At 67.3% G+C, this 22,696-nt stretch carries 18 protein-coding genes; 9 read left to right on the plus strand and 9 right to left on the minus strand.

Translation table 11 applies throughout. From position 1 onward, the window contains the following. Positions 1–4 precede the first annotated feature (4 nt). Positions 5–667, minus strand: coding sequence for a glutathione S-transferase family protein (locus F9K07_RS29035; protein ID WP_159596694.1), 663 nt, complete (start codon positions 665–667; stop codon positions 5–7). 22 nt (positions 668–689) lie between these two features. Beyond that, on the minus strand, positions 690–3,632 hold the full coding sequence (locus F9K07_RS29040) for a DNA topoisomerase III (RefSeq protein ID WP_159596695.1): 2,943 nt from the start codon (positions 3,630–3,632) through the stop codon (positions 690–692). 114 nt (positions 3,633–3,746) lie between these two features. Between F9K07_RS29040 and F9K07_RS29045 the strand changes: the two genes are divergently transcribed. The 3 genes from F9K07_RS29045 to F9K07_RS29055 are packed head-to-tail and all read left to right on the plus strand — an operon-like array spanning position 3,747 to position 5,864. After that, positions 3,747–4,265, plus strand: coding sequence for an SET domain-containing protein (locus F9K07_RS29045; RefSeq protein ID WP_442907457.1), 519 nt, complete (start codon positions 3,747–3,749; stop codon positions 4,263–4,265). Positions 4,266–4,311: 46 nt separating this feature from the next. Then, positions 4,312–5,115 (plus strand): biotin--[acetyl-CoA-carboxylase] ligase, encoded by an 804-nt coding sequence (locus tag F9K07_RS29050; RefSeq protein WP_159596697.1) that lies wholly within the window; start codon positions 4,312–4,314, stop codon positions 5,113–5,115. After that, on the plus strand, positions 5,109–5,864 hold the full coding sequence (locus F9K07_RS29055) for an SPOR domain-containing protein (protein ID WP_159596698.1): 756 nt from the start codon (positions 5,109–5,111) through the stop codon (positions 5,862–5,864). Before F9K07_RS29050 ends, F9K07_RS29055 begins: the two co-directional genes overlap by 7 nt. Before the next feature lie 16 nt (positions 5,865–5,880). Here the strand turns inward: F9K07_RS29055 and F9K07_RS29060 are convergent, their stop codons facing one another. The 4 genes from F9K07_RS29060 to tkt form a co-directional block, all read right to left on the minus strand. Then, positions 5,881–7,827, minus strand: coding sequence for a S8 family serine peptidase (locus F9K07_RS29060; RefSeq protein ID WP_159596699.1), 1,947 nt, complete (start codon positions 7,825–7,827; stop codon positions 5,881–5,883). 124 nt (positions 7,828–7,951) lie between these two features. Beyond that, positions 7,952–8,848 (minus strand): alpha/beta hydrolase family protein, encoded by an 897-nt coding sequence (locus F9K07_RS29065; protein WP_159596700.1) that lies wholly within the window; start codon positions 8,846–8,848, stop codon positions 7,952–7,954. Positions 8,849–8,996: 148 nt separating this feature from the next. Further along, positions 8,997–9,995 (minus strand): type I glyceraldehyde-3-phosphate dehydrogenase, encoded by a 999-nt coding sequence (gene gap, locus F9K07_RS29070; RefSeq protein ID WP_159596701.1) that lies wholly within the window; start codon positions 9,993–9,995, stop codon positions 8,997–8,999. 95 nt (positions 9,996–10,090) lie between these two features. Then, positions 10,091–12,175 carry a transketolase gene (gene tkt / locus F9K07_RS29075; protein WP_159596702.1) on the minus strand — a complete coding sequence of 695 codons (2,085 nt, stop codon included), beginning with the start codon at positions 12,173–12,175 and terminating at the stop codon, positions 10,091–10,093. A 217-nt stretch (positions 12,176–12,392) separates the two neighbouring features. Between tkt and F9K07_RS29080 the strand changes: the two genes are divergently transcribed. From F9K07_RS29080 to F9K07_RS29105, 6 genes are all read left to right on the plus strand, one after another. Beyond that, positions 12,393–13,121: a nucleotidyltransferase family protein gene (locus tag F9K07_RS29080; protein WP_159597156.1), complete on the plus strand. Its 729-nt coding sequence runs from the start codon at positions 12,393–12,395 to the stop codon at positions 13,119–13,121. Between the two features lie 87 nt (positions 13,122–13,208). After that, positions 13,209–14,606 carry an aminopeptidase P N-terminal domain-containing protein gene (locus F9K07_RS29085; protein ID WP_159596703.1) on the plus strand — a complete coding sequence of 466 codons (1,398 nt, stop codon included), beginning with the start codon at positions 13,209–13,211 and terminating at the stop codon, positions 14,604–14,606. Positions 14,607–14,744: 138 nt separating this feature from the next. Beyond that, positions 14,745–15,929 carry an imelysin family protein gene (locus F9K07_RS29090; protein ID WP_159596704.1) on the plus strand — a complete coding sequence of 395 codons (1,185 nt, stop codon included), beginning with the start codon at positions 14,745–14,747 and terminating at the stop codon, positions 15,927–15,929. Between the two features lie 268 nt (positions 15,930–16,197). Further along, complete coding sequence (locus tag F9K07_RS29095) at positions 16,198–17,691, plus strand: di-heme oxidoreductase family protein (RefSeq protein WP_159596705.1); 1,494 nt, start codon at positions 16,198–16,200, stop codon at positions 17,689–17,691. After that, a complete protein-coding gene (locus F9K07_RS29100) occupies positions 17,688–18,761 on the plus strand; it encodes an imelysin family protein (RefSeq protein ID WP_159596706.1) in 1,074 nt (357 codons plus the stop codon). The genes F9K07_RS29095 and F9K07_RS29100 overlap by 4 nt, the downstream gene beginning before the upstream one ends. A gap of 3 nt (positions 18,762–18,764) precedes the next feature. Beyond that, complete coding sequence (locus tag F9K07_RS29105) at positions 18,765–19,859, plus strand: DUF1513 domain-containing protein (protein WP_159596707.1); 1,095 nt, start codon at positions 18,765–18,767, stop codon at positions 19,857–19,859. Positions 19,860–20,000: 141 nt separating this feature from the next. On the opposite strand, the gene F9K07_RS29110 is transcribed toward F9K07_RS29105, so the two are convergent. From F9K07_RS29110 to F9K07_RS29120, 3 genes are read right to left on the minus strand one after another with little or no spacing between them, the layout of a single operon-like run. Continuing rightward, positions 20,001–20,384 (minus strand): RidA family protein, encoded by a 384-nt coding sequence (locus tag F9K07_RS29110; RefSeq protein ID WP_159596708.1) that lies wholly within the window; start codon positions 20,382–20,384, stop codon positions 20,001–20,003. Then, positions 20,381–21,676: a hypothetical protein gene (locus tag F9K07_RS29115; protein ID WP_159596709.1), complete on the minus strand. Its 1,296-nt coding sequence runs from the start codon at positions 21,674–21,676 to the stop codon at positions 20,381–20,383. The genes F9K07_RS29110 and F9K07_RS29115 overlap by 4 nt, the downstream gene beginning before the upstream one ends. Further along, positions 21,673–22,695 (minus strand): alpha/beta hydrolase, encoded by a 1,023-nt coding sequence (locus F9K07_RS29120; protein WP_159596710.1) that lies wholly within the window; start codon positions 22,693–22,695, stop codon positions 21,673–21,675. Before F9K07_RS29120 ends, F9K07_RS29115 begins: the two co-directional genes overlap by 4 nt. Position 22,696: the final 1 nt, after the last annotated feature.

Raw genomic sequence — 22,696 nt, forward strand, 5'->3', positions numbered from 1 at the left:
TCGCTCAGGTGTTGGAGTCCGCCTTGGGCTTGTAGATGTTGAGCACCAGGCGCTCGCGCTCGATGGCGCGCGCCACCGCCGGCAAGGCGGCAAAGCGCTGGGCCAGAGCCCAGGTGGCGGGCAAGGTGGTCGGGTCGATGCCGGCAAATCCACCCCAGCGCAGCAAGGTGAGCGCATAGGCATCCAGCGCACCCGGGCGCTCGCCGGTCATCCACGGCGAAGCCTTCTCGGCCATGGCTTCGATCTCGCCCAGCAAGCCCCGGTACGCCTTGGCCGCGAAGGCGCGGATCGACTGCTTCGTCGCCTCGTCGTCGGCAAACTTGTCGGGCATGAACACGTGGGTGAACGTGGGGTGCACGGTGTTGTTCATCCAGGTCAGGGCCTGCAGCGCGCGCGTGCGCGCCAGTCCCGAGGCGGGCAGGATGCCGGCCTGCGGCAGCTTGGCATCCAGGTGCAGCAGGATGGCCACGATCTGCGTGATCACCTGGTCATCGTCCACCAGCACCGGCACCTGGCCGCGCGGGTTGATCGCCAGGTACTCGGGGCTGCGCTGCTCGTTCTTGTGCAGCTTGACACTGTGCGGCTCGAACTCGACACCCGAGAGCTCGAGCATGCTGTGCGGCACGAAGGAACACGCGCCGGGGGCGAAATAGAGTTTCAGGCTCATGCGGACAATCCTTTGGAAAAAATCAGCTGAGGTGCTGGCCCACGAGGCCGGCGATCTCGAACATCGTCACCTGGTCCTTGCCGAACACCGGGCGCAGCTTGGCGTCGGCGTTCACGCGGCGCTTGTCGGTGGCGTCCTGCAATCCGTGGGCCTTGATGTAGTCCCATAGTTTTTTCACCACCTCGGGACGCGACACCGCGCCTTCGCCAATCACCGCCGCGAGTGCGGCGCTGGGCTGCTTGCCGGTGGCGGCCGTGGTCTTGCGCGGTGCCTTCGCCTTCGGGGTGGTCTTGGTCGCCGCGGTTTTCTTCGCCGCGGGTGCCTTCTTGGCCGGGCCCGCAGCGGTCTTCGTCGGCGCGCCGGCCGCTGCCTTGCGCGGCGGGAACTTGCTGGTGCGCGGCTCGAATTCGAAGTTCACCTTGCCGGCCTCCTTGTCCCAGGCCAGGAAGGCCTTGAACGCGCGGCGTGTGCGCATGGAAACAAACTTGTCGAGCAGGTCGGTCTTGCCGGTGTCCAGCAGCTTGCTCATCTGCTCGCGCGCCACGGGCTGCTGCAGGATGATCTTGCCGCTCTTGAAATCGCAGGTGGGCGTGGGTTGCGCCATCGTGGGCACGGCCTTCTCGCACACGTAGTTGCTGCCGTGCTCGAACACCGCACCACCGCATTTGGGGCAGCGCCCGAGCGACTCGCTGCCGGTGAAGTCCACCAGCTCGCCCGATTCTTCGCCCTTCTTGTCATCGCCGAAGTCGAATTCGAGCTTCCAGTTCTTGTCTTCTTCGTTGTACTTGATGACGATCTCGGCCACGAAAGGCCAGCCGGCCTTGGAGCGAAAGCCCTCGAGCGGTCCGATCTTCTTGTCGCGCAGCAGTTGCTCGGCCTCCTCCGGCTCGAAAGTACGGCCGGCCGGTGACTTCCCGAACGAGAAGCCGCAGCCTTCGCTGTTGCCGTTGGCACCGGTGCAGGCATAGCGCCGGTAATTCTCTTTCACCACGCCACCGCAATTGGGGCAGGGCGTGGACAGCGTCGTGTAGTTGCCCGGGATGGTGTCGCGGTCGTACTCCTTGGCTTTCTTCACCATGCGTTCGGTCATGGCGGCGATCTCGCCCATGAAGGCGGTGCGGCTGAGCTTGCCCTGCTCCATCTGCGAGAGTTTGTATTCCCACTCGCCGGTGAGTTCGGCCTTGGAGAGTTCTTCCACCTGCAGACCGCGCAGCAGCGTCATGAGCTGAAAGGCCTTGGCGGTCGGGATGAGCTCGCGTCCTTCGCGCAGCATGTATTTCTCGGTCAACAGGCCTTCGATGATGGCTGCGCGCGTGGCTGGCGTGCCCAGGCCCTTTTCCTGCATCGCTTCGCGCAGTTCGTCGTCGTCCACCAGTTTGCCCGCGCCTTCCATGGCGCCCAGCAGCGTGGCTTCCGAGTAGCGCGCAGGCGGTTTGGTCTTCAGCGCCTTGGGCTCCGCCGATTCGGTGCGCACGGTCTCACCTTCGCGCACCGGCACCAGGTTCTGGCCCTTGTCGCCATCCTTGGCATCGGCCACGTCCTCGGCCGCTTCCTTGCCGTACACGGCCATCCAGCCCGGTTTGACGAGCACCTTGCCTTCGGTCTTGAAGTTGTGGTTCAACACCGTGCTGATCCGGGTCGTCACCGTGAATTCGGCGCTCGGGAAAAACACAGCAAGAAAACGGCGCACCACCAGGTCGTACAGCTTCTGCTCCGCTTCGCTCAGGCCACTGGGCGCCTGCAGCGTCGGGATGATGGCAAAGTGGTCCGACACCTTGCTGTTGTCGAAAACGCGCTTGCTCGGACGGATGTAGTTGTTGCTGAGCGCCGTCTGCGCGTGCGGCGCGAGGTGCTTCATGCCGCTGCCCGCCAGCATCTCGAAGGTCTGCTTGACCGTGGGCAGGTAGTCCTCGGGCAGGGCGCGCGAATCGGTACGCGGGTAGGTCAGCGCCTTGTGGCGTTCGTACAGGCTTTGCGCCAGTTGCAGGGTGGTCTTGGCCGAGAAGCCGAAGCGCCCGTTGGCTTCGCGCTGCAGGCTGGTCAGATCGTAGAGCAGGCCACTGGCTTGCGTGGTGGGCTTGCTCTCTTCCTTCACGCTGGCGGCCTTGCCGCGCACGGCTTCGGCAATGGCCAGTGCGTCGCGCTGGTTCCACACGCGGTCGGCGCGCAACTCGGCATCGGCGTCTTCGCCCGTGGGCTTCTTGAAGTTCGGATCGAACCACTTGCCCGGGTACTCGCCGGCTTCGGCCAGGAAAGAGGCGTGGATTTCCCAGTAATCGCGCGCCTTGTGCGCGCGGATCTTTTCTTCGCGTTCGACGACGATGGACAACGTGGGCGTCTGCACCCGGCCCACCGTGGTGAGAAAGAAGCCACCATCGCGCGAATTGAATGCCGTCATGGCGCGCGTGCCGTTGATGCCGACCATCCAGTCGGCCTCCGAGCGGCTGCGCGCGGCGTCGGCCAGGCCGCGCATCTGCTCGTCGCTGCGCAGTTGTTCGAAACCATCGCGGATCGCAGCCGGCGTCATCGATTGCAGCCACAGCCGTTGCACCGGCTTGCCCAGACCCTGGTAGCTGCCGTTCTTGAAGCCGCCAGCGTACTGTTCGATCAAGCGGAAGATGAGCTCCCCCTCGCGGCCCGCGTCGCACGCATTGATGAGGCGGGACACGTCCTTGCGCTTGGCCAACCTGACCACAGCGGACAGGCGCGACTTGGTCTTGTCGATCGGCTTGAGTTCGAAGTAGGGTGGCAACACCGGCAGGTGAGCGAAGCTCCACTTGCCGCGCTTCACATCGAATTGCTCGGGCGCGGCAATCTCCACCAGGTGGCCCACGGCGGAGGTCACGACGTACTTGTCGTTCTCGAAGTGGTCGTCGTGTTTGTCGAACTTGCCCGCCACCGGGGTAAGCGCACGCACGATGTCTTGGGCCACGGATGGCTTCTCGGCAATGACCAGGGTTTTCATCTCTACAATCGGCTTTCACGCGCGTGTACACGCGCACATGGGCATGCGCGCACCTGCGCGCACCTGCATGAAACAACCTTACCAAATAAATCGGCCGTGACGAAAAGCACCCGCGTGAAGCAGAAGCGCCTCCCATCTGCCCCAGCCGCTTCGGCCGTGCCCCCGGGCCGCCGCATCCAGACCCGACGTTCCGGTGTGCACGGCAAGGGCGTGTTCGCCGTGGCGGACCTGGTCGAAGGTGAACCGCTGATCGAATACGTCGGCGAAATCATCACCTGGAAGGAGGCGCTGCGCCGCCACCCACACGACCCGAGCGACCCGAACCACACGTTCTACTTCCACATCGACGAGAAGCACGTGATCGACGCCAAGGTGGGCGGCAACTCGGCGCGCTGGATCAACCACAGCTGCAAGCCCAACTGCGAAGCAGACGTGGAAGACGGCCGCGTGTTCATCCGTGCTCGACGCGACATCAAGGCCGGTGAAGAGCTGTTCTACGACTATGGCCTGGTGATCGACGAACCCTACACGCCCAAGCTCAAGGCCGAGTACCCCTGCTGGTGCGGGGCCAAGAAGTGCCGCGGCACGCTGCTGGCGCCCAAACGCGGGGGCCGAGCGTCCAAGTTGGGCTGAACATGACCCCCACGCTCCACCGCTGCGCGGATCGCGGCGTTTCACCATGACGGATTTGCTCCGGCACGCGGAAGCCATCTGGGAGGCCGTGGTGCCCACACTGCCCGGCTTCACGGTGGAGGTGCTGCCCAGCATCGACTCGACGAGCAGCGAACTCATGCGCCGCGCGCGCTCGGGTCTTCTCGATCCGGTGCTGTTGACCGCGGAAGAACAAACCGCAGGACGCGGCCGGCTGGGCAAAGGCTGGCACAGCAGGCCGGGCCAGTCGCTCACGTTCTCCATCGCACTGCCGCTGGCACCGGCAAGCTGGTCGGGCCTGTCGCTCGCGGTCGGGGTGAGTCTGGCGCACAGCCTGCACCCCGACATCCGCCTGAAGTGGCCCAACGACCTCTGGCTGCAGCAGCGCAAGCTCGGCGGCATTCTGGTGGAGACGGCGAGCCACGGTGAAGCGTCGACCGGCCTGCGCATGGTGGTGATCGGCGTGGGCATCAATATCGCACGGCCCGAGGCGGCGGTGATGACGGCCCAGGCGAGCGCCAACGCCGCCAGCCTGCCGGCCATGGCGCCTGCGGGTCTGGCCGAGCTGGAGGTGGGCATCACGGCTGGCGAGGCACTGGAGCGCGTGGCGCCCACGCTGATCCGGGATGTGCTGGCATTTGCGTCTCAAGGATTCGGTGCCTTCGCGCAACGCTTTGCCCAGCGCGACGCCCTGCAAGGCTTGGCGGTGCAACTGTCCGATGGCACCCGGGGCACCGCCTGCGGGGTCGACGACAGCGGTGCCTTGCAGGTATTGACCGAGCGGGGCATGCAGGCCGTGACCAGTTCGGAAGTGAGCGTGCGCCCGTGCTGAGATGGGTCATCGTCCTGCTGGTGCTGGCCAACGCCGGCTACTTCGCGTGGACGCAGGGCTATCTGGACGGGCTGGGCATGGCACCGGTCGATCAGCGAGAACCCAAGCGCGTGGAGCAGCAGGTCAACCCCGACGTGTTGCGCCTGCTCAATGGTCCCAAGGACAGCCTGCCCGCGGCCCAAGCGCCAGAGGCCGCGGTCGACGCCTTGCCACCGCGCCCGGATGTACCTCCCCCCATGGCCACCACCCCGCCGGCCGTCCCACCAACGGACGCCGCCGCCGACGCCAAGGGGCCGCGCGCATGCTGGCAGGCCAGCGGCTTCGCCGAAACCCAGGTCGAACTGCTGCGCGCCGAGTTCGCGCTGCTCGGCCTGAGCGCCGATCAATGGCAATTCACCGAACAGCGCAGCGGCGCGCGTTGGATCGTCTACATGGGGCGCTACGACAACGCCGCCCAGGTGGACCGCAAGAAGGCCGAACTGCGTGGCATCGGCGTGAACTTCCGCGAACTCACGGCCTCCGGCCTGGCGCCCGGCCTGGCGCTGGGAACCTATTCGAGCGAGGCGGCGGCACAGCAAGCGCTGCGAGACACCGAACAGGCTGGTGTGCGGACCGCCAAGGTCGCGCAGGAACGTGCCGAGTCGGTGTCGTTCACGTTGCGCCTGCCCAGCATCACCGACGCTCAACGCACGGCGGTGGACGGCCTGGGCAAGGCGATGGCGGGCAAGACACTGCGCCGCTGCGCCTGATCGGCGGCTTGCCGCGTCAGCGCAAACGCTGGCGGCGGCGCTGCCGCAGCACCATCGCCAGCACCCAGGCCCACAGGCCCAGGCCCCAAAGCAAACCGGCGGACCCACCACCGCCTCCGCGTGCAGGCGGGGCCGGCATGGCCGCCACGACCACCACCGAGTCTTCACCTCGACGTCCGAAGTTGTCTGCAATGGAGAGAGAGAACTCGTAGGTGGCTTCGGATACCAGGGTGGCTTTGGCCACCGCACTCCGATCCGCGGTGATCGAGACGGGCGGGCCACCGACCTGGACCCATTGGTAGGAAACGATGCTGCGGCCGGGAATCGCCACGCTCGAGCTGCCATCCAGCGTGATCACGGTGCCCGGTTCGACCGTGCCCAGCGGCTTGATCACCACCGCGGGGCCGGTGGCCAGTTGCGCCGAGGTGTTCGCATCGAGCATGCCAGCGCCACACGTGGTGGCCGTGCAGTTGCACACGCCCGTGCCCGGCGTACCGCAGGTGGGCCGGCCGATGACCGTCTCGTGCAGGCGTGCACCGGCTTTCATGCGGTCGATGAGCTGGCGTGGGTTCAGGAACGGGTTGACCGAGAGCATCAGACTGGCCACCCCCGCAGCTTGCGGCGCCGCAAAGCTGGTACCTTGCTTGTACTCGAAGGTCGGGGCGGTAGGCCCCATGAGGCCCTGGTCGCTGTGGGACAACATCAGCGTGAGCCTATCGTCGTCGGCGGGATTGTCGGGCATCGCACCGCCCGGCGCCGAGAGGGCGACGTTGCTGCCAAAGCTCGAATACTCGGCCTTGAGACCATCCCTGCGAACCGACGCGACCGCCATGACGCGGCGGCAGTCGGCCGGTCGGAGCAAGGTCCGGTCGGTGTTGCCGGCGGCCACCACGACGAGAGCCCCGGCGCTGGTCACGGCATCGATGGTGCTCTGGTAGCCCGGCGCGCTCGCGCAAGTGCGGTCACCACCAAAGCTGAGGTTGATCACTCTGGCGGGGTTGGGGTTGGTGGGTTGGCCGTTGACGGGCAGTCCTGCCGCCCAGCGCACGCCGTCGAGCAGGTCGGAAAGCCGCGCGCCGCATTTGCCGGACACACGCACCGGCAGAATCCGGGTATTCCAGTTCAGTCCGGCGACGCCAATGGCGTTGTTCGTCTGTGCTCCGATCTGCCCGGCAATGAAGGTGCCATGCCAAGAGCTGGGCATCAGATTGCAACCGGCAAAAATCAGTTGCGCCTGGTCGGAGGCGTCGATGCCATCCCCCGGGTCGCTGGGGTCGGCGTCGCGGCCGTCACCATCGTTCGCGATGGCAAGTTCGCTCACCATGTCGCGACCCGGCAGCATGCGGCCGCTGGCCAGGGTCGGCAAATCGGGGTGGTCGAAGCGGATGCCGCTGTCCACCACCGCCACGACCGTCGATGCGCTGCCCAGCGTGATGTCCCAGGCATCGGGGAGGTTCAGAGCCGCCAGGTTTCCTGGACCAGGCGCCTGCAGGTGCCATTGGCCGCCCGGGTTGAGGCTGAACCCCGGGTCATTCGGCACCGCCAAGCGGGGTACCAGCACATCGGGCTCGACCCAGGCCACATCGGGGTGGAGGCGCGCACGGCGCACGGCGTTGGCCAACGCGTCGCCGCGCATCGGACGTTCAAAGCGCAGCAGTTGGGCATTGCCCGCGTCGCCCACGACACCCTGGGGCAGGCCGGCCTCCTTGGCCAGACGGCGCAGGCGTTCGCGGCCCTTGAAGCTGGCGCTTTCCCACTGCTGGCGCTCTCGTCCAACGGCGCGCTCTGCCGTGACCGCTTCAGTCGGAGAGTCCTTGAGTCCGATGATCAGCCCCGTGGCTTCGCCCCTTGCCAGCAAAGACTGCACCTGAGCCGCCGCCGGCAAGGCGGTGAGCCCCCCACAAAGGGAAATGGCCCACCACAACGGGGCCCAGAACCAGCGGCGCTGGCGGTTCGCTTGCATGAAGCTCATCTCCTTGGCGAACAAAGGTGAAAGACGTAACGACTTATTCTGGCAGGTGGGCTTTCCTCCATGCACCGACAAAACAACCGTTCGGCAGTTCCTCACACCCTTGCCAGCCTTTCGCCTAGTGGTCGGCGGCCAAGCTTGGCTGCGTCTCAAACCAGTCCAGCGCCTCGTTCCACAGCGCCTGAGCCTGGGGCCGGAAGTAGCCCATGTGGCCAATCGGCCCCAGCCCCATGCCCTGTGGATCGATGGTGACAGTGCGCACCGAAGTGTTGCGGTACCCTGCCATGAAGGCGTCGCGCGAGGCGGGCGGCGCCCAGGCGTCGTCCAGCGCATTCGCCGCGACGATGGGGAAACGCACTTCATCGAAGCGCTCGGTCACCGCGCTCATCTGCGGATCGTCGAAGAAGTAGCGCGGAAAGCGACACCATTGGCGCCACTGGCGGTACACGTCCAGCGGCAGGTCTTCGCCCATGCCGAGGCGGCTCCAGGGCAGGTAGCCCGCCAGACGCGTCCACACCGGGCCGATCACGCGCCACAACAACAGCACGCGCACCTGCTCGCGCAGCGGCATCCAGCCGTGCCAGCCCGCGCCGGTGGCAAAGGTGTAGGCGCCATCGACCCAGTCGTGGCGCGGCAGCAGGCCCAGCGCATGGCCACCATAGGAATGGCCGACGATGTAGAGCGGCATGCCTTCCTGCCGCATGGCTTGGACACCCGCGGCCAGATCGAGCCGGCCCCAGTCGAGGTAGTTCATGCGAAAGCCCTTGAGCGTGGACGGCGCCGAGGCGCCGATGCCGCGGTAGTCGAGCGTGAGCACGTCGAAACCCCGCCGCGCGGCGTGTTCGGCAAAGCGTTTGTAGAAACCTTGCGGCACGGCGGTAGCACTGCCCACCACGATGTGGGCGCGCGGCGGCGTGGGACTGCGGTAGCGCCGCGCCGCCAGGGCGTAACCGTCGGCAGCGGTCAGCGTGAGCGGTTCGACGCGGATCTGCGGGCTGGCTTCGGAGGGGGGCATGGCGTCGCTCCTGGACGAACGGGGATGGGTCTGGCAATTTATCGAACGGTCGTGCTATTTTCAATCCCCCGCTGTCGCGCAGGCGCGCCCGAACGGGCAACAAAAAAAGCGCCCGAAGGCGCTTTTCTGGATCGCGACAGGAACGCGCTTACTTGGCGACCACGCGCACCATCTCCAGGCACTTGTTGGAGTAGCCCCACTCGTTGTCGTACCAGCTCACGACCTTGATGAAGGTCTTGTCCAGCGCGATGCCGGCGTCGGCGTCGAAGATCGAGGTGCGGGTGTCGCCACGGAAATCGGTGGCCACGACCTTGTCGGTGGTGTAGCCCAGCACGCCCTTCAATGCGCCTTCGCTCTGCGCCTTCATCTCGGCGCAGATCTCGTCGTAGGTGGCTTCCTTGTTCAGCTCCACGGTCAGGTCGACCACGGACACGTCCGATGTGGGCACGCGGAAGCTCATGCCGGTGAGCTTCTTGTTCAACTCGGGGATCACCACGCCCACGGCCTTGGCGGCACCGGTGCTGCTGGGGATGATGTTTTCCAGGATGCCGCGGCCGCCGCGCCAGTCCTTGTTGCTCGGACCGTCCACGGTCTTCTGCGTGGCGGTGGCGGCGTGCACGGTCGTCATCAGGCCGCGCTTGATGCCCCACTTGTCGTTGAGCACCTTGGCGATGGGCGCCAGGCAGTTGGTGGTGCACGAGGCGTTGGAGATGATGGCTTCGCCCTTGTAGGTCTTGTCGTTCACGCCGAAGACGAACATCGGGGTGTCGTCCTTGGAAGGGGCCGACAGGATGACCTTCTTCGCGCCCGCGTCCAGGTGCTTCTGGGCCGTGACCTTGTCCAGGAACAGACCGGTGGATTCGATCACGACGTCAGCGCCGACTTCGTTCCACTTCAGGTTCGCCGGGTCGCGCTCTTGCGTGAGGCGGATCTTCTTGCCGTTGACGACCAGGGTGTTGCCCTCGACCGTCACCTCACCCTTGAAGCGGCCGTGCACGCTGTCGTACTGCAGCATGTAGGCCAGGTAGTCGGGCTCGAGCAGGTCGTTGATGGCCACGACTTCGATGTCCTGGAAGTTCTGGATGGCACTGCGCAGCACGTTGCGGCCGATGCGGCCGAAGCCGTTGATGCCGATCTTGATGGTCATGGATGCTCCTTTGAAAAATCGATCCGTTCACCCTGAGCTTGTCGAAGGGTTTCGACAGGCTCAGCCCGAACGGGCTTAACTCAATACCAGCGGTCTCAGCGTTTCGCGAGCACGGCACGCACCGTGTCCGCCACGTTCTCGGGGGTAAAGCCGAAGTGCTTGAACAGCACCGGCGCCGGTGCCGACTCGCCGTACGTGTCGATGCCGACCACGGCGGACACGCCGTATTTCCACCAGCCGTCGGTCGCACCCATTTCGACCGCGATGCGCGGCAGGCCGGCGGGAAGCACCGAGGTCTTGTAGTCCGCGCTCTGCCGGTCAAACGTGGTGGTGCTGGGCATGGAGACCACGCGCACCGCGATCTTGTGTTCCGTGGCCAGCAGCTCCTGGGCCTTCAGCGCCAGCTGCACTTCGGAGCCGGTGGCGATGATGACCGCCTGGGCTTTCTTCTTCAGGCCCACTTCGGCCGGTTCGGCCAGCACGTAGGCGCCTTGGGAGATGTGGCCCAGATCGCTCTTGGGTGCGTAAGGCAGGTTCTGGCGGCTGAGCAGCAGCGCGGTCGGGCGGCTGGCGTTTTCCAGCGCCACGGCCCAGGCGACGGCGGTTTCGGCCGTGTCGGCCGGGCGCCAGACGTCCAGGTTGGGAATGAGGCGCAGGCTGGCCGCGTGTTCGATCGACTGGTGGGTCGGGCCGTCTTCACCCAGACCGATGGAATCGTGCGTGAACACGTGGATCACGCGCTGCTTCATCAGCGCGGCCATGCGGATGGCGTTGCGGCTGTAGTCGCTGAAAGTGAGGAAGGTGCCACCGTAGGGAATGAAGCCGCCGTGCAGCGCCACGCCGTTCATGACCGCCGCCATGCCGAACTCGCGCACGCCGTAGTTGATGTGGCGACCGCCCTGGCCCTGTTCGTTCTTGACCACGTCGCCGGCCATGTTGAAGCGCAGGCTGGGGGTGGACTTGGTGTTGGTGAGGTTGGAGCCGGTGAGGTCGGCGCTGCCGCCGAGCAGTTCGGGCAGCGCGGCGGTGAAGGTTTCCAGCGCGAGCTGGCTGGCTTTGCGGCTGGCCACCGTTTCGGCCTTGGTGTGCGCGCCGATGGCGGCGTCCACCGCGACCTGCGCGAAGTTCTTCGGCAGCTCGCCCTTCATGCGGCGGGTGAATTCCTTGGCGAGTTCAGGGAAAGCGGCCTTGTAAGCAGCGAACTGCTCGTTCCAGTGGGCCTCGAAGGACTTGCCGACGTCCTTCGCGTCCCACGCGGCGTACACGTCCTTCGGGATGTCGAAGGGCTTGTGCATCCAGCCCAGGGCTTCGCGCGTGAGCTGGATTTCTTCCGTGCCCAGCGGCTCGCCGTGCGCCTTGGCGGTGTTGGCGCGGTTCGGGCTGCCCTTGCCGATGTGCGTCTTGCAGATGATCAGCGTGGGGCCTTCGGCCTTGTTCTTCGCATCGTGGATGGCGCGGTCCACGGCGTCCACGTCGTGGCCATCGATCGGGCCGATCACGTTCCAGCCACAGGCGGTGAAGCGCAAGGCGGTGTTGTCGATGAACCAGGGCGTGACCTGGCCGTCGATGGAAATACCGTTGTCGTCGTACAGCGCCACCAGCTTGTTGAGCTTCCAGGCGCCTGCCAGGGCCACGGCTTCGTGGCTGATGCCTTCCATCAGGCAGCCGTCGCCCAGGAAAACATAGGTGTGGTGGTCCACGATCGGGTGGCCATCGCGGTTGAACTCGGACGCCAGCAGCTTCTCGGCCAGCGCCATGCCGACCGCGTTGGTGATGCCCTGGCCGAGCGGGCCGGTGGTGGTTTCCACGCCCGGGGTGATGCCCACTTCCGGGTGGCCCGCGGTCTTGCTGTGCAACTGGCGGAAGTTCTTGAGTTCTCCAATCGGCAGCTTGTAGCCCGTGAGGTGCAACAGCGCGTAAATCAGCATGGAGCCATGGCCGTTGGAGAGCACAAAACGGTCGCGGTTGGCCCACTGCGGGTTGCTCGGGTTGTGGCGCAGGTGGCGGCCCCACAGCGCGACGGCCATATCCGCCATGCCCATGGGCGCTCCCGGGTGGCCCGAGTTGGCCGCCTGCACCGCGTCCATGGCCAGCGCGCGGATCGCGTTGGCCTGGGTCTGGGGCGTGACGGCCGAAGCGGCGGGAGCGGGGCTGGTGGGGGTGCTGGCGGCGTCAAACATGGATGGTGCGGGGGGTATTGGAAAAGGGAGGACTGCGCGGCGGCGCAAAACCTGCGATTTTATCGGCCCGGCTGTGGGAGACCCTTGGAAACAGCCCATGACCACGCGCGCGCTCATAATTCCTGACGCGTGTGGCCCCGTGTGCCCGGCACGCACACCCCACACCACCATGCCCCGACTCGCCGCCGACCCGTCCAACCCACCCCCGATCCCGGCCATGATCCTCGCCGCCGGGCGCGGCATGCGCATGCGGCCCCTGACCGATGAAACGCCCAAGCCGCTGCTGGCGGTGCGTGGCAAGCCGCTGATCCAGTGGCCCATGGAGTCGCTGGCGGCCGCGGGTTTCACCCGCTTCGTGGTCAACACCGCCTGGCTCGAAGAACAGCTGCAGGCGTTCTGCGCCGACTGGCAGGCCCGGCACGCCGGCACACACGTGACCGTCTCTCGCGAAGGCCAGGACTTTGGCTATGCGCTGGAGACCGCCGGCGGCATTGCGCGCGCGCTGCCCTTGCTGGGCGACGTGTTCTGGGTGCTGGCGGGCGACGTGTTCGTGCCCGATTTCGCGTTCACGCCGCAGAGCGTGGCGCGCTTCCAGGCCAGCGACGGGTTGGCCCACATCTGGCTGGTGCCCAACCCGCCGCACAACCCGCGCGGCGACTTCGGCCTGAGCCCCGAAGGCCTGGCGCTGAACGAAGCCGACGTGAAGCACACCTACAGCACCATCGGCCTGTACCGGCGCGAGCTGTTCGAACCGCCCTGGTGCGAGATCATCCCCGGCAACCCGCAGGGCACGGCCGAGCCGCTGGCACCGCTGCTGCGCCGTGCCATGCACGCGGGGCGGGTGAGTGCCGAGCTGTACGGCGGGCCATGGGTGGACGTGGGCACGCCCGAACGCCTGGCGGAATTGAACGCCCCCCCCGCGCCGCCTGCGGCGTCACCCCCCTGAGGGGGCGCACCCTGGGACCGGCAGAGCCGGATCCTCGGGAGCCCTGGATGTGGGCGTGTCTGCTTCAAAGGCTCCACAATGGCGCCCATGGACGCCACCACCCACACCGACCTCTACGCCGATCGCCGCGCCCGCGTGGCAGCTCAACTGGGGGCCGGCGGCATCGCCATCGTGCCCACCGCGCTGGAACGCCCGCGCAACCGCGACACCGACTTCATCTACCGCCACGACAGCTACTTCTTCTACCTCACCGGCTTCACCGAGCCCAACGCGTGGCTGGTGATCAACGCCGAAGGCCACACCACGCTGTTCTGCCAACCCAAGGATCTCGAACGCGAGATCTGGGACGGCATTCGACTGGGACCCGATGCGGCGCCCGAGCACCTGGGTGTGAGCGAGGCCTACCCGGTCACCGAGTTGAACCAGCGCCTGCCCAAGCTGCTGGAGAACCGCAGCACCGTGTGGTACCCCTTCGCCACGCACGAGGGCCTGGAGAGCCGTGTCAACGGCTGGCTGCAACCGGTGCGCGCGCGGGTGCGCTACGGCGCGCTGTGCCCCGATTCGCAACGCGACCTGTGTGGTGTGCTCGACGACATGCGGCTGATCAAGGACGCATTTGAGCAGTCGACCATGCGCCGCGCCTCGCAGATCAGCGCCCAGGCCCACATCCGCGCGATGCAACGCAGCGCGGCCATGCTGCGCGCCGGGCAGGACGTGCGCGAATACCACCTGGACGCCGAGCTGCTGCACACCTTTCGCGAGCATGGCTCGCAATACCCGGCCTACGGCAGCATCGTCGCCGCCGGCGCGAATGCCTGTGTGCTGCACTACCGCGCCGATGCCGCACCCATCCGCAATGGCGAACTGGTGCTGATCGACGCGGGCTGCGAACTCGACGGCTACGCCAGCGACATTACCCGCACCTTCCCGGCCAACGGTGTTTTCACCGGCCCGCAGCGCGAGCTCTACGACCTGGTGCTGGCCAGCCAGGATGCGGCCGTGGCCGCCACCCGGGCCGGAGCACGCTTCGTCGAGCCGCACGAGGCCACGGTGGCGGTGCTGGCGCAAGGCCTGCTCGATGTCGGCCTGCTGGACAGGAACAAGGTCGGCAACGCGCAGGACGTGATCGCCAACCGCAGCTACTTTCCGTTCTACATGCACCGCACCGGCCACTGGCTGGGCATGGACGTGCACGACTGCGGCAGCTACGTGGAACCTTCCGAACTGGGCAGCGTGAGCGAGCGCAAGGACCCCTTGAGCGGCGAGACCATCAAGGACCGACCCAGCCGCATCCTGCGCCCGGGCATGGTGCTCACCATCGAACCGGGTCTGTACGTGCGTCCGGGTGAAAACGTACCGGAAAAGTTCTGGAACATCGGCATCCGCATTGAGGACGACGCGATCGTCACCGCCACGGGCTGCGAGCTCATCACTCGGGATGTGCCGGTCAAGGCCGACGAGATCGAGGCACTGATGCGCGGTTGACGCAGGTCCAGGAAGGGCCGATGAGCCCACGGGCAAGAGGGTTGGCGGCTTTTCAGTCTTTTTTAAGAATCGTTCTCATTTACACTGAGACCCCCCGCCGGTTCAGGCCGGCTTCGATTCCCTCCCTCAAGCCCCGCCATGAAACCTACTCTGCTCGTTCTGGCCCTGTCGGCCTCTCTATCCTTGCTGTCGGCCACGGCCCACGCCCAAGCGGCCGCGCCCGCGACTGCCACGGCCCCGGCTGCGGCGACCTACGCCACCGTCGCCACGCACTACGCGGCCCTGGTACACGCCAACTACAGCGACACGCTCGCCGCCGCGCAGGAGATGCAGACGGCCATCAAAGCCTTCGTGGCCGCGCCCTCGGCCGACGGCTTGGCGGCCGCGCGCAAAGCCTGGCTGGGCGCGCGCGAGTTTTATGGCCAGACCGAGGCGTTCCGCTTTTACGGCGGCCCGATCGACGACGACAAGGGCCCCGAGGGCCAGATCAACGCCTGGCCGCTGGACGAGTCGTACGTGGACTATGTGCAGGGCAAGCCCAAGTCGGGCCTGATCGCCAACACCAAGTTCAAGATCACCAAGACCAACCTGGCCAAGTTCAACGAGCGCGGTGGCGAGGAAAACATCAGCTCCGGCTGGCATGCCATCGAATTCCTGCTCTGGGGCCAGGACCTGAGCGAGAGCGGCCCGGGCAACCGCTCGTTCGAAGACTACGTGGACGGCAAGACCCCCAATGCCGACCGCCGCCGTCAGTTCCTGACCGTGGCGACCGAGCTGCTGGTCGACGACCTCAACTTCCTCGTCAAGGCCTGGGCGCCCGGCCAGAAAAACTACCGCGCGCGCTTCGAGAAGGGCGGCAAGGAATCGGTGCGCAAGATCATCGTGGGCCTGGGCTCGCTCTCGCGCGGTGAACTCTCGGGCGAGCGCATGGAAGTGGCGCTGAATTCGCAGGACCAGGAAGACGAACACTCGTGCTTCTCCGACAACACGCACCGCGACATCGTCACCAATGCCACCGGCATTCAGAACGTGTGGCTGGGTCAGTACAAGAAGCGCGACGGCAGCACCTTGCAAGGCCCGGGCATGCGCGACCTGGTCGCCGCCAAGAAGGCCGATCTGGCCGAGAAGACGACCGCGCAGATCGCCGCATCGGTGGCGGGTGCCGAATCCATTCCCGCACCGTTCGACCGCGCGCTGGCCAAGGGAGCGGCCGGCCGCCCGGCGATCGAGAAAACCGTGGCGAGCCTGGTCGCGCAGTCCAAGCTGCTGGTGGAATCGGCCACTGCGGTGGGCATCGCCAAGCTGACGTTGGTGGAACCCTGAACACCCCCCTGCGCCGCTGACGCGGCTTCCCCCCTCTGTTGCGCGCCTTCGGCGCTTCGAGGGGGGACGACACCTTGGGCCGGCGGAGCCGTCCCTTGGTGTCTGTGGATGAAGGCACGTCTCGCCGGAGCCGTGCCTTCACTCCCTCGCCCCTCTGGGGAGAGGGCTGGGGTGAGGGGCACGCGTGAAGAGGTTTCCCTTTTTGCAATGCCCGCACCTTTGGTTTGCTGTTTTCATTGCTGCACTTGCATCTTCTGTAGTCCTCACCATGTCGCTCTTTCCCAAAGCCACGCGCTTCGCGCTCGCCATGGGGGTCCTGCTCGGCGGCGCGACCGCCTTTGTCCTGCACGCCGACGAAGCACCTGACCCACTCGGTGAGAAGACCGGTGGCGCGACCACGGTCTACGCCACGGGCAAGAACGCGTTTTCCTTTCCACTGGCCAATCTGGACGACCCGGGGCGCACGCGCTTCGTGATCGGCAATTCTTTCTTCAAGCGCAACTGGGTCGAGGCACCGGCGTCGACCACCGCGCGCGATGGGCTGGGGCCGCACTTCATCGCGCGCGCCTGCGCCGGCTGCCATGTGTTGGACGGCCGGGGCGAACCGCCCGAGTGGAAGAACACGCTCGGCCCCGAACCCGAAGGCACGGTGGCCCTGCTGATTCGCCTTTCTGTCGCCGGCACACCCGACCCCAAGGCAGGCGTGCGGCCCGACCCGGTGTACGGCGACCAGTTCAACAACGCGGCGATCCAGGGCGTGAAGCCCGAGGGCCGGGTGGAGATCCGCTCGCGGCCGATCCACGGCCGCTTCACCGACGGCACGCGTTACACGCTGCGGCAGCCGCTCTACAAGCTCACCGACCTGGCCTACGGCCCGTTCGCACCGGGCCTGATGGTGAGCCCGCGCATCGCGCCGCAGCTCGCCGGCGTGGGCCTGCTGGAAGCGATTCCCGAGGCGGAAATTCTGCGCAATGCGCGCGATCAGGCGGCCGCGCCCGGCCCCATCAAAGGCCAGGCCAACCGGGTGTGGGACGTGTTCGCGCAGGGTGAACGCGTGGGCCGCTTCGGCTGGAAGGCCAACGTGGCCACGCTGGCGCACCAGACCGCCGGAGCCTTCCATGGCGACATGGGCATCACTTCCAGCGTGCACCCGCTAGAGACCTGCACGCCAGCGCAGAAGGACTGCCTGGCCGCGCCCCATGGCGGCGGCCGCACCAACGGCAGCGCGGGCATCGTGCCGGCCTCGATGGCGGTGGCACAGAAACCCGAGATCGACGACGACACGTTCGGCCAGGTGGTCTTCTACCAGGCCACGCTGGCGCCCGCGGCGCGGCGCAACGTGAAGGACGCGCAGGTGCTGCGTGGCCAGGCGCTGTTCGCACAGGCGCAATGCGCGGCGTGCCACCGCCCGAGCTACGTCACCGCAGAAGGACCGTTCCCCAAACTGACCAGCCCGGCGCTCAAAGGCCAGCGCATCTGGCCCTACACCGACCTGTTGCTGCACGACATGGGGCCCGACCTCGCCGACGGCCGCCCCGACTTTCTCGCCAACGGCCAGCAGTGGAAAACACCACCGCTGTGGGGCATCGGCCTGATCAGAGACGTCAACGGCCACACCCGCCTGATGCACGACGGGCGTGCCAACGGGGTGCTTGAAGCCATCCTCTGGCACGGCGGAGAAGCGCAGGCATCGAAAGAACAGGTGCTCAAGATGAACCGCCGCGACCGGCAGTCGCTGGTGCTCTTTGTGGAGTCGCTATGAAAGTTGCCCCTATCCCTCTGGCGCTGGCCTGGACGCTGACCGCCTGCGGCATGGCCACGGCGCAAAACGCCCCTGTCGTGGCCGCGCCGTACTACTCGGCCGAGCAGGCGATGCAAGGGCTCTACACCCACCATCTGCCGCCGCTTGCGAAGGCCTTCCAGAGCGAAGCCGATCGGCTGGTGAGCGCCGCGGACCAGCTCTGCCAAGGCCAGGCGACCTTGTCAGCGTTGCGTGCGCAATGGCAGACCACGCTGGAGCGTTGGGAAGCCCTGTCCACGCCCGCCGTCGGCCCCCTGGTGACGCGGCGCTCGCAGCGCCAGATCGACTTCTGGCCCACGCGGCCGGACCTGCTGCGACGCTCAATGGAAAAAGCCCCCGCCACGCTGGCCGACATGGAGCGCGTGGGCACGCCGGCCAAGGGTTTTCCGGCGCTGGACCTGTTGTTGCAGCAATGGTCCCGCAAGGCGCCGACGCCCGATGCCTGCCGCTACGGCGGATTGATCGCGCGGGGCATCGCCGCCGAAGCACGTGCGCTGCAGAACGAGCTCGGCCCATGGGCCACGAAGGCGTGGGAAGACGAACCCGAGGTCACCACCGCTTCGCTCGCCGAATGGGTCAACCAGTGGCTCGCGGGTCTGGAGCGGCTGCGCTGGGCGCACATCGAGAAACCCATCACCACGCACCAGACCACGGGCAACGCGGCCAAGGGCACGCCGGTGCCGTACGCACGGCTGGACCGCGAGAGCAACCTGCGCGACTGGCGCGCGCAATGGCAAAGCCTGCGCACCCAAGGCCGCCTGCCACCCGGCGCGCCGCCACCGCCGGCGGGCCAGGCGCTGGTGCCAATGGAAGCGCTGCTGATGGGCCGTGGGCACCTGGCGCTGGCGCAGAAGTGGGGCCAGGCGCTGGGCCAGGTGAATGCCGGCATGGAGAAGCTCACGCCGCGTTCCAGTGAACGCGAGTTGCTGGCACTCGCGAAATCGATGAAGGCGGTGACGGTGCTGTTCCAGAACGAGGTGGCGGCGGCGCTGGATGTGCCTTTGGGGTTTTCCGACGCGGACGGGGACTGAAAAATGAACACCTCTGCACGCCTCTCACGCAGGCAATGGCTGCTGAGCGCAGCAGCGCTGGGCGTCACGCCTGTGTGGGGAAATTCACCCCATGCGGCGCGCCTGCTTTCGGCCTGGCAGACGTCGGATGAACACCGCATCGGTGTGATCGGTGTAAACGGCGCGCGCTGGTCGGTGCAGCGCTCGCTGGCGGTGCCCACGCGCGCGCACGGTCTGCTGCACGAAGCCGATGGCAGCGTGCTGGCCACGGCGCGCCGACCGGGCGATTGGCTGCTGCGCTGGCACCCCCAAAGCGGGCGCACGCAGTGGCACTGGATCGACGACGACCGCCGCTTCAACGGCCATGCCATCGCCAGTGCGGATGGCAACACGCTGTGGACGACCGAGACCGATCTGGCCAACGCCCAAGGACGCCTCGGCGTGCGCGATGGCGCTTCGCTGGAAAAAACGGCCGAGTGGGCGACGCACGGCATGGACCCGCACGAGCTCATCGTGCTGCCCCGGCAGGTGGGCGAGATGGCGGCCGGCAGCCTGATCGTGGCCAATGGCGGCATTCCCACGCTGCCCGAGACCGGGCGCAGCAAGCGCCAGCTCGACCGCATGGACGCCTCGCTGGTCGCGCTGGATCCGCGCGATGGCCGCCTGCTCGGTCAGTGGCGCCTTGAAGACCCGTTCCTCAGCATCCGCCACCTGGCGTGGGACCCCGCTTCATCGACCGTGGGCATCGCGCTGCAGGCCGAGCACCCCGATGCCGATGCCCGGCAGCGTGCGCCGGTGTTCGCGGTGTGGAACGGTGAGCGCCTGCAAGCCTCGGTGAATCAACCGACCGTCAAGGGCTACGGCGGCGACATCTGCGCTTTGCCGCAGGGCGGCTTCGTGGTGAGCTGCCCGCGCGCGAACACGTTGGCCTTGTTCGGTAGCGATGCGCGGTGGCAACAGAACGTGGCGCATCGGCAGGCCTATGCCTTGGCCACCGCACAAGGACACTGGTGGGCCAGCGGTGCCGAAGGCGTGTGGTGCGCCCCTGAAGGCATCGACGCCAAGGCCACCACGCGCACGGGGCGTCTGCAGATCGACAACCACTGGGTGGCCGTGTAGCTGCGGGTCCGTCTCCGGCGAGCGTGCCTCAACCCAGAGGCATCGAGGGACGGCTTTGCCGGCCCAAGATGCCGTCCCCCGCTCGAAGCGCCGCAGGCGCGCAACAGAGGGGGGAAGCCGCGTCAGCGGCGCAGGGGGGAGCTACATCCTCCAGGCCACGGCGTCGATTTCGACTTTCCAGCCCGGCTGGGCCAAGCCTGCAACGAACAACAAGGTCGATGCAGGCCGCGCATCGCCGAGGTAACGTTTGCGCACCGCGCCGTACACCGGCAGATCCGCCGGATCGATGAGGAAGTGCTGCACCTTCACCAGGTGTTCCACGCCCATGTCGGCGTCGGCCAGCACCGCCAGCAGGTTGCGCCAAGCCGCATCGGCTTGTGCCTCGACCCCATCGGCCAGGCTGCCGTCCGGCAGCACGCCGACCTGGCCCGCGATGTGCAGCCATCGGCCACCGGCGGGTGCGCAAATGCCGTTCGAATAAGCGCCCAGCGGAGCGGCGATGGTGATGGGGTTGTGTACTTTCATACGGCGGTCGGGGTGGTGGTGCGTTGAGAAGGGTGGCGTATGGCGCTCGCCACCAGGGCGTCGAGCGAACCGTTGGCCCATGCGCGGTACAGCGCCTCGCTGGTGAACAGGGGCAATTGGAGGCGCTCGCATGCGGCGCACAAGGCCGCCGGCGGGCCTGGGCGCTGGTCGAGCGGCAGATGGTTGTCGGCCAGGTAGACCAACAGGCAGGGCGCGGCCATCCCGGCCCGTTCGTCTTCCACCTGGTGGCGCAAGCGCGCGGCTTCCATGGCCACGGTCTGTGCGTCGGCCTCGGTGCCGGCGGTGATCGCGATCAAGCTCACGGCCTGGTTCGCGCGGCTAAGCACGACAGCGCGCCGGCTGACCGTGACGCGCTCCTGCTGCCACCCACCGCCCGCGCAGGCGCGCGCAAAGTCGGCCAGTGCCCATGTGGGTTCGCCCGCGCACAAGCTCCAGCCCCACTCGAGCTGGCGGCGGCGCGCGGCGGCCGCGTCCCGGCGTTCCTGCAGGCGCAGCAGTTCGGTCTCGATCTGCTGCTGCTCCAACCGGCAATCCCGCAGCACCGGCGGGAGGCAGATCGTGTCGGCAAGAAGGGGGGATGCGTGCTCATGGCGCAAGGACACGACGAGCCGCGCCAGCGCCTCCATCAAGACCCGTTGCTCCACCGCGCCGGCATCGGGCCGCAGCGCGGGCAGCAGCAGCACGCCACCGGGGTGGCGACGGTCGAAGCGCGCCACGCAGGCCTGCCCGACATGGGCGATCGGCATGCCAGCGCCGCCGTCGAGTGCAAAGGTCGGGCGCAACAGCGCGCGGGTGTCGTCGAAGAAGGCGGCGAAGGGTGCGCCAAAATCCGTGATCCGGGTCTCTTGCGCCAGGCCTTCAAGCGCCACGGGATCGCCCGGCAACGCTTCCAACAGGCTCAGCGGCACAGGCTCTTCCAGAGTGTGGAGCAGGAAATCAGGCGCTTCGGACACCAGAACCACCACCAGCGCGCCCTGCTGCAGCGCGGCCCCGATCGCGCGCCGCGCTTCGCGCGTGCGGTGCGCCAAGCGGTTCGACGCGGTGGGCGGCAGCACGCGCGCGCTGCGATCGCCTTCTACGTCGCGGTCCCAATGCCGCACCGTGTCGCCCAAGTCCCACACCAGCAAGTCGCAACGCACGGGCAGGTCCCGCCCGAACGCGCATGAGGCCACGCCCTGCTCAATCGCCAGTGCGTCGACGCGGGCGATCGAGAGAAAGGGCAGGACCGCCGCAGGTTCGCCAGATGGCGTGGTACCGCGCCCAGCGGTCATGCCGACAACGCCTGCGGTTCGACCGCCAGCACACGGTCCAGGAAACGGCCCATGCTCTCGAAAGCCTGGCGCGGCGCTTCCATCATGCGGCCGTAGGTGAGGAAGCCGTGCACCGCGCCCCGGTAGACCTCCAGTTCGGCGTGGCCGCCGTAGTCCTGCACGGCCTGGTGCAGCCGCAGGGAGTCGTCGAACAGCACGTCGAGTTCGCAGGCGCCGATCAGCATCGGCGGCAGCTTGCGCAGGCCGGCGAACATCGGGAACGCCTGCGGCACGGACTCGCCCAGACGCCCACCGAGGTAGTGGTGCTCGTAGCGCACCATGGCGGCCTTGGACATGCCGAAGCGGCCATCGGCATAGGCTTCGTAAGAGCGCGTGGGGCGCACCGGCAGGTAGGCGCCGTACAACAGCAGAAGGGCATCGGGCATGCGCTCACCCGCGTCGCGCGCGCGCATCGCTTCCAGCAGCGCGAGGTTGGCGCCCGCCGAGTCGCCCGCGAGCACCCAGCGCGTGCCGGGCGGCCGCTCCCGGCGCAGCGCGGCCAGCACGCGCGTGAGGTCGTGGAAAGCGGCCGGGAACGGGTGCTCGGGAGCGAGCGAGTAATCCAGTGCGAGCACAGGGTGGCGCGTCGCATCGGCCAGGCCGCGCACGATCGCGTCGTGCGTCTCGATCGCGCCCACGCACCAGCCTCCGCCGTGCAGGTAGATGATCTCGGTGTCTTCGCGCGCGTCGATCGGCAGGTTGCGCCGCATGCGCACGCTGCGTCCCTCGATCACCATCTGCTGTTCTTCGGCACTGGCCATGCGCGGCGCCGTCTCGATCCACCACTTGCGCTCTTCGATCAGGGCGCGGCGCGCGTCCTCGAACGAAATCTCGTAGCGGCTGGGCTGACCCTTCTTGCGCTCGGTCAGGATGTCGAGCACGCGCTGCATCTCAGGCGTCGGCTGGGGCCGGTACGCCGGGGACGCATTGTCAAAAACATCGCCGCCATCGCTGGGCGGCTGCAGATCGGTCAATGTCACG

Origin of the sequence: Hydrogenophaga sp. BPS33, assembly GCF_009859475.1 — a bacterium.
Taxonomy (GTDB): Bacteria; Pseudomonadota; Gammaproteobacteria; order Burkholderiales; family Burkholderiaceae_C; genus Hydrogenophaga.